Here is a 14,662-nt window from a genome sequence, read left to right as displayed (position 1 = left end):
AGATTCGGCCACTCCATGTGACCGTTTTATTGATCACACTTCAGACAAACTCGGTAATAGCTGTGGAATGAGTAATTCGTTCAGGCAGCCACTTGCAAGCAGTTCACTCGCCTGCTCGATATCGGGCGCAAAGAAACGATCTTCACTGTAATAAGGCACTTGGTCACGCAGCACTTTACGCGCGCGCTCAAGTTTTGGAGAACTCTTCAAACCTTCACGGAAATCAAGACCCTGACATGCACCTAACCACTCAACTGCAAGAATGCCGCGAACGTTGTCAGCCATGTACCACAAACGTTTGCCCGCATTCGGTGCCATAGAAACATGGTCTTCCTGATTTGCAGAGGTCGGTAAACTATCAACACTGGCAGGATGTGCAAGTGCTTTATTGTCACTTGCTAACGCAGCGGCTGTTACTTGAGCAATCATGAAGCCTGAATTGACCCCACCATTGGCAACCAAGAATGGCGGCAACTGTGACATATGACGGTCCATCATCATCGAAATACGGCGTTCAGACAGTGAACCAATTTCTGCAATGGCCAATGCCAAGTTATCCGCTGCCATGGCAACAGGTTCAGCATGGAAATTCCCCCCAGAAATCACATCACCTTCTGCTGCAAACACCAATGGGTTATCCGACACGGCATTTGATTCAATCGCTAGTACTTCTGCAGCTTGACGAATTTGAGTCAAGCACGCCCCCATCACCTGAGGTTGGCAACGCAGTGAGTATGGGTCTTGAACCTTGCTGCAATCTTCATGCGAATGTGAAATTTCACTCGATTCAGTCAATAAGTCACGATAGGCAGCAGCAACATCAATTTGACCACGTTGACCACGAACTTCATGAATACGAGCATCGAATGGCGCACGTGAACCCAACATGGCTTCAACACTTAAACCACCGCACACCGTTGCAGCTGCAAATAAATCTTCTGCTTCAAACAAACCACGTAAAGCATAAGCGGTTGAAACTTGCGTACCATTTAACAGTGCCAAGCCTTCTTTCGCCGCTAAAGAAATAGGTTCTAAACCTGCAATTTTAAGTGCTTCAACTGCTGGCAACCATTCACCTTTATAACGTGCTTTACTTTCGCCTAATAACACCAAAGACATATGTGCGAGCGGTGCCAAGTCACCAGAAGCACCAACAGAACCTTTTAATGGAATATGTGGATAAACTTCTGCATTGATCAACGCCAAAATCGCATCGATCACTTTACGGCGAATACCTGAAAAGCCACGTGCCAAGCTATTTGCTTTAAGCAACATGATCAGACGCACCATCGCATCATCAAGCGGCTCACCCACGCCAGCAGCGTGTGACAGCACTAAAGAACGCTGTAATTGCTCTAGGTCTTCTGGTGCAATTTTAGTTGATGCAAGTAATCCAAAACCCGTATTGATCCCGTAAGCCGTACGGCCTTCATTGACGATTTGTTCGACACAAGCAACACTTGCATTGATGCCAGCAGAAGCGCTGTCATCGAGTTTCACTTTGATTGGATTTAAATAAGCGTGGCGGAGATCTGCTAAGCTAAGTTTGCCGGGTTGAATTAGAAGTTCCATTATTGGCGTCCTGTTTTGCACTCTATTGTTCTCTTACGATGCTGCTTACACAATTGCAAAAAGCATCGTAATGTCCTTGTCTGTTTATTGTGTGATCATTGGCAAGTTCAAGCCTTGCTCTTTGGCACAATCAATCGCGATGTCATAACCCGCATCGGCATGACGCATTACCCCTGTTGCAGGGTCATTGGTCAGTACACGTGCAATTCGTGCTGCTGCTTCATCGGTACCATCACACACGATTACCACGCCTGAATGTTGAGAGAAGCCCATACCTACACCACCACCGTGATGCAATGACACCCAAGTCGCACCGCCAGCAGTATTGAGCAAGGCATTTAATAACGGCCAGTCTGATACGGCATCTGAACCATCTTTCATTGACTCGGTTTCACGGTTAGGACTAGAGACTGAACCTGAATCCAAGTGATCACGACCAATCACGATCGGTGCTGAAAGTTCGCCGCTACGAACCATTTCATTAAATGCCAAACCAAGTTTTGCACGTAAACCTAAACCCACCCAGCAAATACGTGCTGGCAAACCTTGGAAGCTGATGCGTTCACGCGCCATATCCAACCAGCGATGTAAATGTTCATCATCTGGGATTAACTCTTTTACTTTGGCATCTGTCTTATAGATATCTTCTGGATCGCCTGAAAGTGCAGCCCAACGGAATGGACCAACACCGCGACAGAACAATGGACGGATATAGGCAGGAACGAAGCCGGGGAAATCAAAGGCATTTTCTACGCCTTCATCTTGCGCCATTTGGCGGATGTTATTGCCATAGTCGAAAGTTGGAACACCCATTTTCTGGAAGTCCAGCATCGCTTGAACATGTTGCGCCATCGATTGTTTAGCTGCTTTCACCACGACTTCTGGTTCAGTTTTCGCACGTTGACGGTATTCTTCCCATGTCCAGCCAATGGGTAAATAACCATTCAACGGATCATGTGCGCTGGTTTGGTCAGTCACCATATCTGGATGTACACCACGGCGAACCAATTCAGGTAAAATCTCAGCAGCATTGCCATGCAGTGCAATCGAAACAGCCTTGCCTTCTTTAGTATATTTTTCAATACGCGCTAACGCATCATCCAAATCAGTTGCTTGCTCGTCGACGTAACGGGTACGTAAGCGGAAATCGATACTGGTTTGTTGGCATTCAATATTCAATGAACATGCGCCTGCCAGTGTTGCAGCCAAAGGTTGTGCACCGCCCATACCACCTAAACCAGCCGTTAAGACCCAACGACCTGTTAAATCGCCGTTGTAGTGTTGGCGACCTGCTTCAACGAAAGTTTCATAAGTACCTTGTACAATGCCTTGGCTACCAATATAAATCCAAGAACCTGCTGTCATTTGCCCATACATTGCCAAACCTTTGGCATCCAATTCATTGAAATGCTCCCAAGTTCCCCAATGAGGAACAAGATTCGAGTTTGCAATCAAAACACGCGGTGCATCTTTATGAGTTTTGAATACGCCCACTGGCTTACCAGATTGAACCAACAAGGTTTCATCAGTTTCTAAATTCTTCAGCGTTTCAACGATCTTGTCGAAACATTCCCAGTTACGTGCAGCACGACCGATACCACCGTACACAACGAGTTCTTTTGGATTTTCTGCAACATCAGGATCAAGATTATTCATCAACATACGCAATGGTGCTTCTGTTAACCAACTTTTGGCATTGAGCTGTGTACCACGCGGTGCGCGAATTTCTACATCACGAAATTTTGTTGTCGTTGTTGTCACAATCGGACTCCTTCCATTGAGTTTGAATCAGCAAATTAATCTGCTTTTACTGTATAGCAATGTATTAACTTGTATATACATCCATATACTACACAAAACTTTTATATTGAAAAGATGCTTTTCAAATATTTTATGAAAATAAATTACAAGCCAATGAAATAAATTGATTTATTTTTTATAAACAATAAAAAAACACATACAACCTAAGGCTGTATGTGTTCTCAAAAAAATAAGAAAACTAGATTTTTATCAGTTCAATTAGACAAGTTTGCTTTAAAATCTGTGGATTCAAAACAATATTTTTGAGTGATTTTTCATGCTCAATGTGAAGACTTTCATGATGCTGCAATTGAAAAACCTGCCCATCAATTTCAATATCTAACAGCTCTGTACTCTGATTAAATATAAAAATCAGATCGGCTGAGCTAAAAATCTCAGTCTTTGTCGGCTCAAAATACCACTGCAAACGCGCATGAAACTGCTTGGGATCATAAATCAGATTAAAATCCCGAATCGGCCCATCAATCAATTCACAACGGGTCGCACTTTCACCACTAAACTGCACCGATTGCAAAGTCGCTAGAGCTTCATGCTTGTCATCAATACTAAGCCCGATGCCATGACCTTCAAGCACGGTTAAGATACGCTGCATTCCGTTAAATCTGGAAAAACCACCTGAGCTTTTGACATCTGCCATGGAAATACGCCAAGCAAAGGTATCCAGATTTTCACCAGCACTACGCGCCAGTTCAACGGTATAACCTGCACCATTTTTCCACAGCATTTGTTGATAATCAGCACTGCTTAACTGCTTAATCATTGGGTAAATTTACCTTCCAGATAATAACGGCTACCTGGATAAATCAATCGCGCACTGGAAATCAGTTGTTTATTTGACCATGTTCTGCGACGAATCAACAGACAAGGTTCGGTCTTATTAATTTTCAGCCATTTACATTCTTGCGCTGAGGCTAAAATCGCTGTCACCACATGCTCACCTTCCGTCACAGGTGCTTTAGACATTAAATAAGCATTTGGCGTAATTGATTTAAAGTCTTGCGACAAATAATCAGGAATTAAAACAGGATCGACTAAACGGTCCTCAATCTGTACAGGCACATCATTTTCATAATGCACAATGATCGAATGAAATAGCTTTTGCCCTTCACGAATCTGCATCAACATGCTTTGTTCAGCATTGGCCTGAATCTGTTCAAGTACCAATACTTCGGCATGATGTTTATGATTCCGGGCAATGATTTCTTCAGCAATATTATTGACATGGAATAAAGCCGTTCGACCCTGTCCTTCTGCAACAAAAGAACCGACACCTTGTATACGCACCAACAAACCTTCGCTGGTGAGTTCACGCAAGGCACGATTCACGGTCATCCGACTACAACCGAGTAAATTGACCAATTCACTTTCAGAAGGAATTTTTTTATTAACGGTCCATGTACCCTCATAAATTTTTTGTGAAATCATCTGTTTCACACGCAGATACAAAGGAACAGGACTATCTTCTTCTAAGGACAAATCTAAATCGTTTTGCTTTGTCGCTCTTGACATTGGCTAAAACTCATACTAAATACTATAAGTCATTGTATATTGAATTGATGCAAATTGTATATACAAGCCTATACAAATAACCTATTTCGTGCAAAAGTCTCTTTTTCTCCAAATTTATATTTTAAAAATCCCTCTTCCACTTATACCGTATAGCGCTTACTTAAACCCCATTCTGCCAAAATACGACGGTACATGGTCGATGAGCGATCCGCTTCAAAATGTGCCTCCATACCAATATCTAAAGGCAATTCTTCTGGCTTTTGTGCCTCAACCATCTCTTGATCTTCTGCAAAAATCTGCGCATTAAAATCATAGACTGCCTGTAAATCCCCGGTAGTATCGAAATTACGCGTTAATGGTACAAATAAACGGGTCTTGTTATGTGAAATTGGGCAGCACGCATTTAAAATTTTGAGCATTCCATTATTAGGAAAATGAATCGTCAGTACCGCTGAAAATGGTGGATAAACATCAAAAATCCGTTCCCACACAAAATCATCAGGTGCTAAATGCTGCATCCCATGCGGATAATTACTGACATTGCTGGTGTAGTTGGTATGCAAACCATAATCAGTACGTTCAGTCGAGTATTTAGGCACAACAGGATTATCTCGATCGGCAAAGGCCTGATGATGCACCCAAGCAAAATGTGCGACATCAATAAAACCTTCTAATTGACGACCACTTGAACCTGCAATATCGACTGAAGGTGGCAAAATGGCTTGATGTTCATCATGTTCCCAAGTCTCTAGCACAGGAAAATTAGCCAAACTTTCATCTCTACCTAAAAGACTGGTCCAGACCAAGCCATATTTTAAAACTACAGGAAACTTGGTCAGAGAAAATCGATCTGAAATTTTAGTTAAATCAGGTTGAGCTGGGATTTTGGTACATTTACCCTCTTCATTAAAATGTAAGCCATGATAAGGACAAATAATGGTTTCACCCTCAACCCAGCCTTTACTCAACGGCACACCGCGATGCGGACAAATATCCCGCGCTAAATGAATCTGTCCTGTTTCGGTTTTATACAAGGCCAAATTCATATCCAATAAAGTGACTTGCTGTGGTTTGTGAGTTACGTCTTGAATGCGTGCGACTGGATACCAATGCTGCGCAAGAATCTGCCAATCCTGATCATCAAATTGGCTATGACATGGCTTATTTGGAAGATTGATGAATGGAATCGCGTTCATATCCTGTGCTCATTTTTTAATGTTTTCTCTGTGATTTGCAGTGTGTAATACAAGCTTAACTTCGTCTATTAAAATGATTTATATGCATCATTCTAAAAATTAGAACGCCACAGGCATTAAAATTGCTTTTGCATTTGGATCAGTTTTATCTTGAGAGCATGCGATGGCACTGCCATTTTCACGTTTTGCCGATTATTTTATGGCCGTTGCCAAAACAGGAAGCTTGAGAAAGGCAGCCGATCAACTTTTCATTTCTGTATCCGCAGTCCATCGGCAAATTGTTCTAGCGGAAGAAGAACTTGGAGTGAGCTTATTCGAACGACTTCCGAATGGGTTAAAACTGACTTTGGCTGGTGAATTGCTCTATGCCGATTTACGCACTTGGCAAAAAGACTTTCAAATCACACAAAAACGTTTGCATGAAATCCAAGGGTTGCAACGAGGCTCGATTGATTTTGGAATGATTTCAGCATTGAGCGAAAGCTTTGTCAGTACAGTAATTCAATCGATTCACCAGCAATATCCATGGATTAATTTTCAGATTCGTGTATTGGACAGTGACAGTGTCGCTGATCTGGTGATGGCTGCCGACCTCGACTTTGGCTTAATTCTCAATCCCAAACATCAGCATCAGTTACAGATCAGTGCATTTATTGAAATGCCCTTAGGCTTTGTGATTCCAAAGCAACATCATTTAGCGCATAAGGAAAAAATCTATTTCTCAGATACTTTGGAGTTCAATCATATTCTGCCCGCCGAACCTTTGATTATTCATGACCATGTCACGGCCTTGTATAAAAAACAGGACTTTCATCCACGGCATAAAATCGCATGTAATGATATTCGTATGATGATTTCCTTACTCAGACAAAATTTAGGGATTGGCCTCATGAGCTATCTGGATGCCGCACCATATATTGAAAGTGGAGAATTTGTATTTAGGGCAATTGACGACCATGGACTGCATCCAATTACCGTTGCGTTATGTGTTGCACCAAAACGGCAACTTTCTCGGATTGCTCAAATCATGATGAATCAAATTATTGCAGAAATGGAAGCACTAAAATCACGCATGTTAAAGCATATTTGCTAAATAAATTGTATTTTTGCACCAAAACAAATCACACAAGATATTGATTTTGATAAATATAATATTTGACACTCAATTATTCTATCGAGTAATTTGATGTGAAGATTCAATGATTTCACAATTCAGGCATCGCTATGGTTCGGTCCAGTACAGACTTTGATTTAACAGCAGATTACCCGCGAGACATGGTCGGTTATGCAGACCAGCCTCCACATGCTCAATGGCCAAATCAAGCAAAGATCGCTGTCCAGTTTGTGCTGAACTATGAAGAAGGCGGGGAAAAGCATATCCTGCATGGTGATGAAGGCTCGGAACAGTTTTTATCTGAAATCAGTGGTGCTGAGAGTTATCCTGCACGACACCTTTCGATGGATTCAATTTATGAATATGGCTCACGGGTAGGTTTCTGGCGTATTCAACAGGAATTTGCCAAACGCCAATTACCTATGACCATTTTTGCTGTGGCGATGGCACTGCAACGAAACCCTCTGGTGGTTGAAGCGATTAAACAGCACAACTATGATGTGGTCTCTCATGGCTTACGCTGGATTCATTATCAAAATATTGATCTTGAAACCGAGAAGCAACATATGGCTGAAGCCATGCAAATTTTCAAAGACCTATTTGGTGAAATGCCAACGGGTTGGTATACAGGTCGTGATAGTCCGAATACCCGTCAATTATTGGCTGAATATGATCATGTACAATATGACAGTGATTATTACGGCGATGACTTACCCTTTTGGACAACATTTAATAACCAAGCAGGCGAAATACGTCCGCATTTAATTATTCCCTATACGCTCGATACCAATGACATGAAGTTTGCTTCACCGACTGGCTTTAATCGCAGTGAGGATTTCTTTGAATATTTAAAAGATGCTTTCGATGTTCTTTATGCTGAAGGAACGACCTCACCCAAGATGCTTTCGATTGGCATGCATTGCCGAATTTTAGGACGTCCTGCCCGCTTTAAGGCGCTACAACGTTTCTTGGACTATGTGCAAAATCATGATCGCGTCTGGATTTGCACCCGTCAACAGATTGCAGAGCATTGGTATAAATATCATCCATATCAACATAAAACAAAAGCATGATGAAGTAATAGAGTATAAATTTGAAAAAAAAATTTAATAAACATGCAATCTCATAAAAACATCCTTGCTATTTAACCTTTTGTTTTATTTGAGCCTTCTTTCTCGATCTTTTTTGAGTTGTTTTGTGAGGTGCTTTTTGGGGAATAATAATTCTTCCAGTGCCTAATCCCCCTGAAAAAAAAGTTAAACAGATAAACGAATAAAAAACCAAAATAAAAAAAGGAAAGACCGTAATAGTACTAATACAGGCTTCCCAAAAAATTACGCCGATCCGATAATTATAACTTAATTGGATAAGTGCTCCCCTACGACTGCCATCCTGAAAGGAAATTTCATCATGGAGAAAATGTAGTATGCCGATTAAAAAACATAAGAGGAATATACCTGAAACAATCGTTTTTTTGATGAATGGCTTTTCAAGCCATGGATACGTTTTTGAAGTCTTAAATTCAGCTTGAAAGAACTTACTGTAAATATTTTCTTGGAATTCTTTGTTTATACCAACGCTCTTAATAAATGAAAAGCACATATAGCAACCAAAAATAGAAGTTACAACGCTATAATAAATACTTGCAAGAATCGTAAAAAAAGGCAACGGACCTTTGGTACCAACGATGATAAACATTTCCTCAGTGATATAACGATAAATATCATACTGCCACTGATTGTGTGGATATGCTGGAAATAAAAATAACGGTAAAGCAAATACAATAATAAAAAAAGTGATATGTACTTTCGCTTTTCTTTTTTCTTTAGCTTGTTGTTCAACTGCTAAACGTCTTTGTTCTAATTTCTCAAGCTTCTTTTGCTTGATATGCTGTTCAAGTAGGTCTCGTGCGACATAACGATTCTTAGACATATAAAATTAATATTTTTTGCAAACAGAAAATTTTCATTAGAAAATAATAAAGATACGAGATTATCTATATGTTTTCGAATTCTAAATTAAAATGATCGACCTTCCAATATTTTAAAGTATATATTTTCTTTCAATAGAATTTATATCGTCAGAGATTTACAATTTCAGATTGCATTAAAGCTTCAGTGATCCAATATGACTGAGATAAATGGTGTATATCACAATTACTACCGCTACCAATCCGATCAACCACTAAAAAATCACTATCTGCTTCTAAAGTAATTAATGGGTGGTGCCATACCCCTTGATGATAGGTAATTCCCTGCTGTCCATTGCTAATAAAAGCATAGATCTGTTGTTCATCTGGTTGTCTCTGATCCAAAGGCAATGCCACAACAATAATAAATTTCTGTTGCTGCAATGGAATAAAAGACTGAGAGCCATAAGGATGTCGTTCTAACATCTCAATCTGAAACGGAATCTGTGTTGCAAAAAGATTATGAAAAATACTCATCCCTACTGCTACATTCTCTCCTGAAACTTGTGCCAGTGATAACGCATGGTAACGTTCGGTAAGCCCTTGATTGATTGAAATCATATCATCACGATTCTTCTCAATCACATCACCAAAAGGTGCAAAATTAGTTTGAGTCAGAGGCTGAATCTGAATATTTTTTTCATTCACCATTGTATGCTCTTAAAGATATGATTAGCCTCATTGGATCACAATAAGGCTATCCAATTAGGAAACTATTTAACCACTTTGCCCCATAAACGAAGTCGACTAATTCCCCCATCTGGAATCATATTGAGGCGGATATAATTCACTTTTTGCTGCTCAAGCACTTCTGCAACGTATTCATGAATATTGTCCATCGTCAAAGGCTGCTGTTCCAATAAAAAGGGCCAAAACATACTCTGTGGAATCAGTTGTGCATCTGTTGCATTTTCAACATAAGCAGCCTGGATCGAACAAAATGCAGGAAAATTGCCTTTAAAATAGGCAGTATCCACTTCAATTTTTTCAATCTGCCCAGTTTGCCCCAAGGCAATAATGCACCAATCAAACCCTGGTGCACGACGGCGTTTGGTCTCCCAACCATCGCCCATATTTAAGCCACGGTCTGGGCTCAGTAGATTATTGGGATGCCCAAAATGCGCATCACTAAATGCCACAATACGACCACCATTTTTTAACCCAATCAGATCAATCTGCTGGGTGGTATCTACATGGTCGACCACGACTCGACCATAAACTCTTAAACGTGCAATCCCACCATCAGGAAAAATATTAAGTCGAATATGGGTAATTTTCTGTGCAACACAATCAAAGAAATGATGCTGATCTGGAGATAAAACTGAGTTTTCTAATAAAGACGTCCATTCCACATCATCCAGCTCATTATCTAGTGCATAACAACCCTCAATCAATGCAGATGCTGGATAGTTCCCTGTAAAAAATGAGGTATCAATATCAAATCCTGATACGTTTCCTGTTACACCTAAACGAACAATGCACCAGTCATAGCCAGCTTCTCGCTTACGCCGTGTTTCCCACCCATCCATCCATTTGCCATGGTCATCAAATTTTCCCTCAACAAACTGAGCTGGTGTGTTTTGCAGCATTCGCTCCGCTTTTGCAAAAAACTCATCAGAACAGCTCACAATACTTGCACCGATTCTGGCATCAGCGAGATTGGTTAATGTTTGCAAATGGGTCGGTAAAGTTACGGCTTTGGCAATATGCACTGTCATTGATCAATCCTGAAGGTTTCATTTCTAGTCTATTATGCAAGATCCAGTCCAACTGGTCTGACCTGTTGTTAAAAATATAGCTATTTTTAATCAAGAGCGCCAACAAAAAGATAAATTTTGTGTAGAATCAAACTGTTTATTTTTATATTTAGGCTGCGTTGTCTATGAGCCCACAAGCGATGCTCAATGGAAAATCATCTCAGGTGACTGAGCAAGCGGTGGAAATCATTCATCAACGCATTCAACAAAATACTTATGCGGTCGGCTCTGTCTTACCTTCACAACGGGATCTTGCTATTCAATTGGGAATCAGCCGTGCCTCTTTACGTGAAGCACTGACCCGTCTTGCTGCTTTAGGTTTATTGGAAATCAAGGCAGGTAAAGGCGTTTACGTGATTTCTCAGCACAGCCAAGCAGCAGAGCAATGGGATGGCGAGCATCGAGTTTCACTTAAAGATTTCTATCAATTGCGTTACGTACTGGAAGGTTTTTGTGCGCTGCTGGCGTGTGAATATTTAACCGAAACAGATAAGTTGAAACTGCAACAGCAGCATCAAGCACTTGCGACAGCAATTAAAGAACAAAACTGGCAAACAGCATCTGAATCGGATTATGCATTTCATCAACACCTCATTGATCTAAGTCATAATCAATCAATTATTCAAACACTTAAAATGCATACAGAATGGATTAAAAAGAGTCAAATCCTGCCTTTTGCTCAATCTAATCTGGCATTTAAAACAATTCAAGAACATGAGCTAATTTTGCAGGCATTGTTTAATCAGGATGCACAGGCTGCTGAAAAAGCCATGCATGCGCATATTATCGGTGCTGCACAACGTGCAGGTGTTTATTTTTCAAGACACAACAACTAAATATCCTCATTAATCTCAAATCCAATTGCCCAAAGCTTACACTTGCACGTTTTTGCAGCATACTTTGACCCACATCCATGCACCCTTTCTCGCTGTGCTTTTTATTAAAGCACAATATCTGGTATGACCAGTAAAACCAGTTCATTAAAATTGGCACACTTCTCGCTTAGAACAGCTTAGAAACTTTTGTAAATATCTAGGGTCTGAATGATGAATATTGCAATTATAGGTGCAGGTATGGGTGGTTTGACTGCTGGTATCGCTTTAAAAAAATTCGGCCATCAAGTCACAATCTATGAACAAGCAGCCGAAATCTTACCTGTCGGTGCCGCCATCTCACTTTGGTCCAATGGCGTCAAATGTCTCAATTATTTGGGGCTGACTGACCAAATTCAGGCGCTAGGCGGACAGATGGAATCTTTGGCCTATGTTGATGGCCTTAGTCAGCAAACCATGACCCAATTTAGTTTAGCTCCTTTATATAAAGAAGTCGGACAACGTGCCTATCCTGTGGCCAGAGCCGATCTACAACAACTGTTAATGCAACAATTTGGACTCAACGATATTCATTTAGGCATGAAAATGACAGCACTTGAAACACATCAAGATGAGGTCACGATTCATTTCCAAGATGATTCTCAAGTGACTGCTGATTTACTCATTGGTGCAGATGGTACACATTCGCTTACCCGAAAATTTGTACTTGGCTATCAGGCTGAACGTCGCTATGCAGGTTATGTCAACTGGAATGGATTGGTTGAAGTGGATGAAAGTATTGCCCCCGCTCTGCAATGGACGACATATATCGGCGAAGGAAAACGGGTATCTCTGATGCCAGTCGCTCAAAATCGCTTCTATTTCTTTTTCGATGTGCCCTTAGATGCTGGGCTACCAAATGATCGTAATTATTATAAACAAGAGCTCAAAGCTCATTTTAATGGTTGGTGTGAACCCGTACAGAAACTCATTGATCGTTTAGATGAACAAAAAACCAACCGCGTAGAAATTCATGATATTGAACCTTTTATGGATTTTTATAAAGGACGTGTCGTTTTATTAGGCGATGCGGCACATAGTACTACGCCAGATATCGGACAAGGTGGCTGCCAAGCCATGGAGGATGCGATTTATCTTGCCCGTGCATTGCAGATCAATACCTTTGGTTTAGAAGATGCATTAGCACGTTATCAAAACAAACGTAATGATCGTACTAGAGAAATGGTCTTAAGAGCGCGTAAACGTTGTGATGTTACCCATATGAAAGATCCCCAAGTGACCCAAGAATGGTATCAGTCACTTTATCAGGAACAAGGCTCGCATATTATGCAAGGAATCATTAGCAATATTATCGGGAATCCATTAGATTAATAACTGAAAGTTTAACTCCCCCCTGTATAGGGGGCTTTTTTTTACTTAATTTTTAGAAAATAAAAATGCATACCCACTTAATATGCATTTAGTTCTACCCTTTGCCTCATCAATGTCCTGAATTTAAAGGGAGTGTTGCGACCGCTACAGATTTGTTGCCAAATGGCAAATGGTTAAAAATAATATTCAGTAAAATCGCGGTGATACAGGCAGAACTGATACCTGAATGCAATAGCGTTTTTACCCATGTCGGGAATTGAGCATAGAATTCCTGATTCACAATCGGGATCATACCAATGGCCAGCGAGGTCGCCACAATAATCAGGTTTTTGTGGTCGTTATAATCGACTTTGGCGAGTGTTCTGATTCCACTGGCAGCAACTGTACCAAATAACACAATCCCTGCTCCACCCAAAACAGGCATCGGAATTGATGCAACCAAACGGCCTACGATCGGCAATAAACCCAGAATAATTAAAATCCCGCCTGCAGTTGCCACCACAAAACGGCTTTTAATTCCTGTAATTGCGACCAGACCTACATTTTGAGCAAACGCAGTTTGCATAAATGAACCAAAGATTGGAGAAATTGCACTGGATAACATGTCGGCCCGCAAACCATCACCAATACGTTTTGAATCGACCTTGCTTCCCACAATTTCACCAATCGCAATAATATCAGCTGTGGTTTCAGTCATAATCACTAAAGTCACAATCACCATGGAAAGAATGGCTGAAAATTCAAATACAGGCGAACCAAAATGGAAAAAACTTGGGAACGCAAAAATGGGGCCTGTACTTACTTTGGAAAAATCAGTAAATCCTGCAACATAGGCAAATACTGTGCCCAATATGATTGCCGCAAGAATCGCAAGTCGGCGCAGCACCTGACTACGCAACATATTAAAAACAATCACAATTGCCAGTGTCACAACCGCCAAACCGACATTGGCAGGATCACCCCAGTTTTCAGCTTTGGGATTGCCTCCCATCATCCAGCGAATCGCAACAGGCATCAGCGAAATACCAATCATAGTAATTACGCAGCCCGTCACTACAGGTGGGAAAAAACGAATAATCTTTGCAAAAAATGGCGTCAGCAATAAGCCAATTAAAGAAGCAACAATCACTGCACCAAAAGCAGATGCCAAACCTCCACCTGTACTCACAATTGCCAAAATGGTTGCAACACCAGCAAAAGAAACACCTTGTACAATTGGTAATTTTGCACCGAAATGCTTAAACCCAATGGTTTGCAAAACCGTTGCAATTCCGCCAACAAATAAGGCAGCTGCGACCAACAATCCTATCTCAGAAGCATCTAACCCAGCCGCCGCGCCAATAATTAAAGGCGGAGCAATAATGCCACCATACATGGTCAAGACATGCTGTAAGCCATATAGAATATTCTTATTCATTCCTAAATATTGATGTTCAGCGGTTCTATTGGCATCTTGCTCTAAATGTAAGTTATCTTGATGCATCGCTTATTCCTCTAATTAAATCATAATGTCCACATTG

General features: G+C 40.9%; 12 protein-coding genes and 1 pseudogene. 4 read left to right on the top strand and 9 right to left on the bottom strand.

All coding sequences use genetic code 11. The annotated features are described in order from the left end of the window. Positions 1 to 33 precede the first annotated feature (33 nt). The 5 genes from hutH to MMO42_RS16130 all read right to left on the bottom strand — a co-directional run bounded on the left by hutH (position 34) and on the right by MMO42_RS16130 (position 6,098). Positions 34 to 1,572 (bottom strand): histidine ammonia-lyase, encoded by a 1,539-nt coding sequence (gene hutH / locus MMO42_RS16150; protein ID WP_004806245.1) that lies wholly within the window; start codon positions 1,570 to 1,572, stop codon positions 34 to 36. Between the two features lie 84 nt (positions 1,573 to 1,656). After that, entirely contained in the window at positions 1,657 to 3,333 is a 1,677-nt protein-coding gene (gene hutU, locus MMO42_RS16145; protein ID WP_004772775.1) for a urocanate hydratase, read from the bottom strand. A 238-nt stretch (positions 3,334 to 3,571) separates the two neighbouring features. After that, complete coding sequence (locus tag MMO42_RS16140; RefSeq protein WP_241321309.1) at positions 3,572 to 4,153, bottom strand: HutD family protein; 582 nt, start codon at positions 4,151 to 4,153, stop codon at positions 3,572 to 3,574. Continuing rightward, positions 4,150 to 4,902: a histidine utilization repressor gene (gene hutC, locus MMO42_RS16135; RefSeq protein WP_005154049.1), complete on the bottom strand. Its 753-nt coding sequence runs from the start codon at positions 4,900 to 4,902 to the stop codon at positions 4,150 to 4,152. Before hutC ends, MMO42_RS16140 begins: the two co-directional genes overlap by 4 nt. Positions 4,903 to 5,042: 140 nt before the next feature. Further along, complete coding sequence (locus MMO42_RS16130; RefSeq protein ID WP_241321308.1) at positions 5,043 to 6,098, bottom strand: aromatic ring-hydroxylating dioxygenase subunit alpha; 1,056 nt, start codon at positions 6,096 to 6,098, stop codon at positions 5,043 to 5,045. Between the two features lie 163 nt (positions 6,099 to 6,261). Here MMO42_RS16130 and MMO42_RS16125 point away from each other — a divergent pair, with 163 nt between their 5' ends. Then, positions 6,262 to 7,191: a LysR family transcriptional regulator gene (locus tag MMO42_RS16125; protein WP_241321307.1), complete on the top strand. Its 930-nt coding sequence runs from the start codon at positions 6,262 to 6,264 to the stop codon at positions 7,189 to 7,191. A gap of 131 nt (positions 7,192 to 7,322) precedes the next feature. After that, positions 7,323 to 8,285 carry an allantoinase PuuE gene (gene puuE / locus MMO42_RS16120; protein ID WP_241321306.1) on the top strand — a complete coding sequence of 321 codons (963 nt, stop codon included), beginning with the start codon at positions 7,323 to 7,325 and terminating at the stop codon, positions 8,283 to 8,285. Positions 8,286 to 8,352: 67 nt separating this feature from the next. Here the strand turns inward: puuE and MMO42_RS16115 are convergent. From MMO42_RS16115 to alc, 3 genes and pseudogenes are all read right to left on the bottom strand, one after another. After that, positions 8,353 to 9,144, bottom strand: a pseudogene (locus MMO42_RS16115) (hypothetical protein). Between the two features lie 148 nt (positions 9,145 to 9,292). After that, a complete protein-coding gene (locus MMO42_RS16110; RefSeq protein ID WP_241321359.1) occupies positions 9,293 to 9,829 on the bottom strand; it encodes an ureidoglycolate lyase in 537 nt (178 codons plus the stop codon). Positions 9,830 to 9,894: 65 nt separating this feature from the next. Beyond that, entirely contained in the window at positions 9,895 to 10,899 is a 1,005-nt protein-coding gene (gene alc / locus MMO42_RS16105) for an allantoicase (protein ID WP_241321305.1), read from the bottom strand. A gap of 164 nt (positions 10,900 to 11,063) precedes the next feature. Here alc and MMO42_RS16100 point away from each other — a divergent pair, with 164 nt between their 5' ends. After that, positions 11,064 to 11,774 (top strand): FadR/GntR family transcriptional regulator, encoded by a 711-nt coding sequence (locus MMO42_RS16100; RefSeq protein ID WP_241321304.1) that lies wholly within the window; start codon positions 11,064 to 11,066, stop codon positions 11,772 to 11,774. Positions 11,775 to 11,984: 210 nt separating this feature from the next. Next, positions 11,985 to 13,142, top strand: coding sequence for an FAD-dependent urate hydroxylase HpxO (gene hpxO, locus MMO42_RS16095; protein ID WP_241321358.1), 1,158 nt, complete (start codon positions 11,985 to 11,987; stop codon positions 13,140 to 13,142). Between the two features lie 109 nt (positions 13,143 to 13,251). Here the strand turns inward: hpxO and MMO42_RS16090 are convergent, their stop codons facing one another. Continuing rightward, positions 13,252 to 14,625 (bottom strand): nucleobase:cation symporter-2 family protein, encoded by a 1,374-nt coding sequence (locus MMO42_RS16090; RefSeq protein ID WP_241321303.1) that lies wholly within the window; start codon positions 14,623 to 14,625, stop codon positions 13,252 to 13,254. Between the last annotated feature and the right edge of the window lie 37 nt (positions 14,626 to 14,662).

The sequence above is a fragment of the Acinetobacter sp. ANC 3882 genome (assembly GCF_022549545.1).
GTDB lineage: Bacteria > Pseudomonadota > Gammaproteobacteria > Pseudomonadales > Moraxellaceae > Acinetobacter.
The sequence above is the reverse complement of the archived record's forward strand: the minus strand, read 5'-3'. Positions and strand labels throughout refer to the sequence as shown.

What these genes read in the sequence shown, in the direction of transcription:
- hutH (WP_004806245.1), bottom strand. Translation starts at nt 1,572, where the DNA reads ATGGAACTTCTAATTCAACCCGGCAAACTTAGCTTAGCAGATCTCCGC.
- MMO42_RS16140 (WP_241321309.1), bottom strand. Translation starts at nt 4,153, where the DNA reads ATGATTAAGCAGTTAAGCAGTGCTGATTATCAACAAATGCTGTGGAAA.
- hutC (WP_005154049.1), bottom strand. Translation starts at nt 4,902, where the DNA reads ATGTCAAGAGCGACAAAGCAAAACGATTTAGATTTGTCCTTAGAAGAA.
- MMO42_RS16130 (WP_241321308.1), bottom strand. Translation starts at nt 6,098, where the DNA reads ATGAACGCGATTCCATTCATCAATCTTCCAAATAAGCCATGTCATAGC.
- MMO42_RS16125 (WP_241321307.1), top strand. Translation starts at nt 6,262, where the DNA reads ATGGCACTGCCATTTTCACGTTTTGCCGATTATTTTATGGCCGTTGCC.
- puuE (WP_241321306.1), top strand. Translation starts at nt 7,323, where the DNA reads ATGGTTCGGTCCAGTACAGACTTTGATTTAACAGCAGATTACCCGCGA.
- alc (WP_241321305.1), bottom strand. Translation starts at nt 10,899, where the DNA reads ATGACAGTGCATATTGCCAAAGCCGTAACTTTACCGACCCATTTGCAA.
- MMO42_RS16100 (WP_241321304.1), top strand. Translation starts at nt 11,064, where the DNA reads ATGAGCCCACAAGCGATGCTCAATGGAAAATCATCTCAGGTGACTGAG.
- hpxO (WP_241321358.1), top strand. Translation starts at nt 11,985, where the DNA reads ATGAATATTGCAATTATAGGTGCAGGTATGGGTGGTTTGACTGCTGGT.
- MMO42_RS16090 (WP_241321303.1), bottom strand. Translation starts at nt 14,625, where the DNA reads ATGCATCAAGATAACTTACATTTAGAGCAAGATGCCAATAGAACCGCT.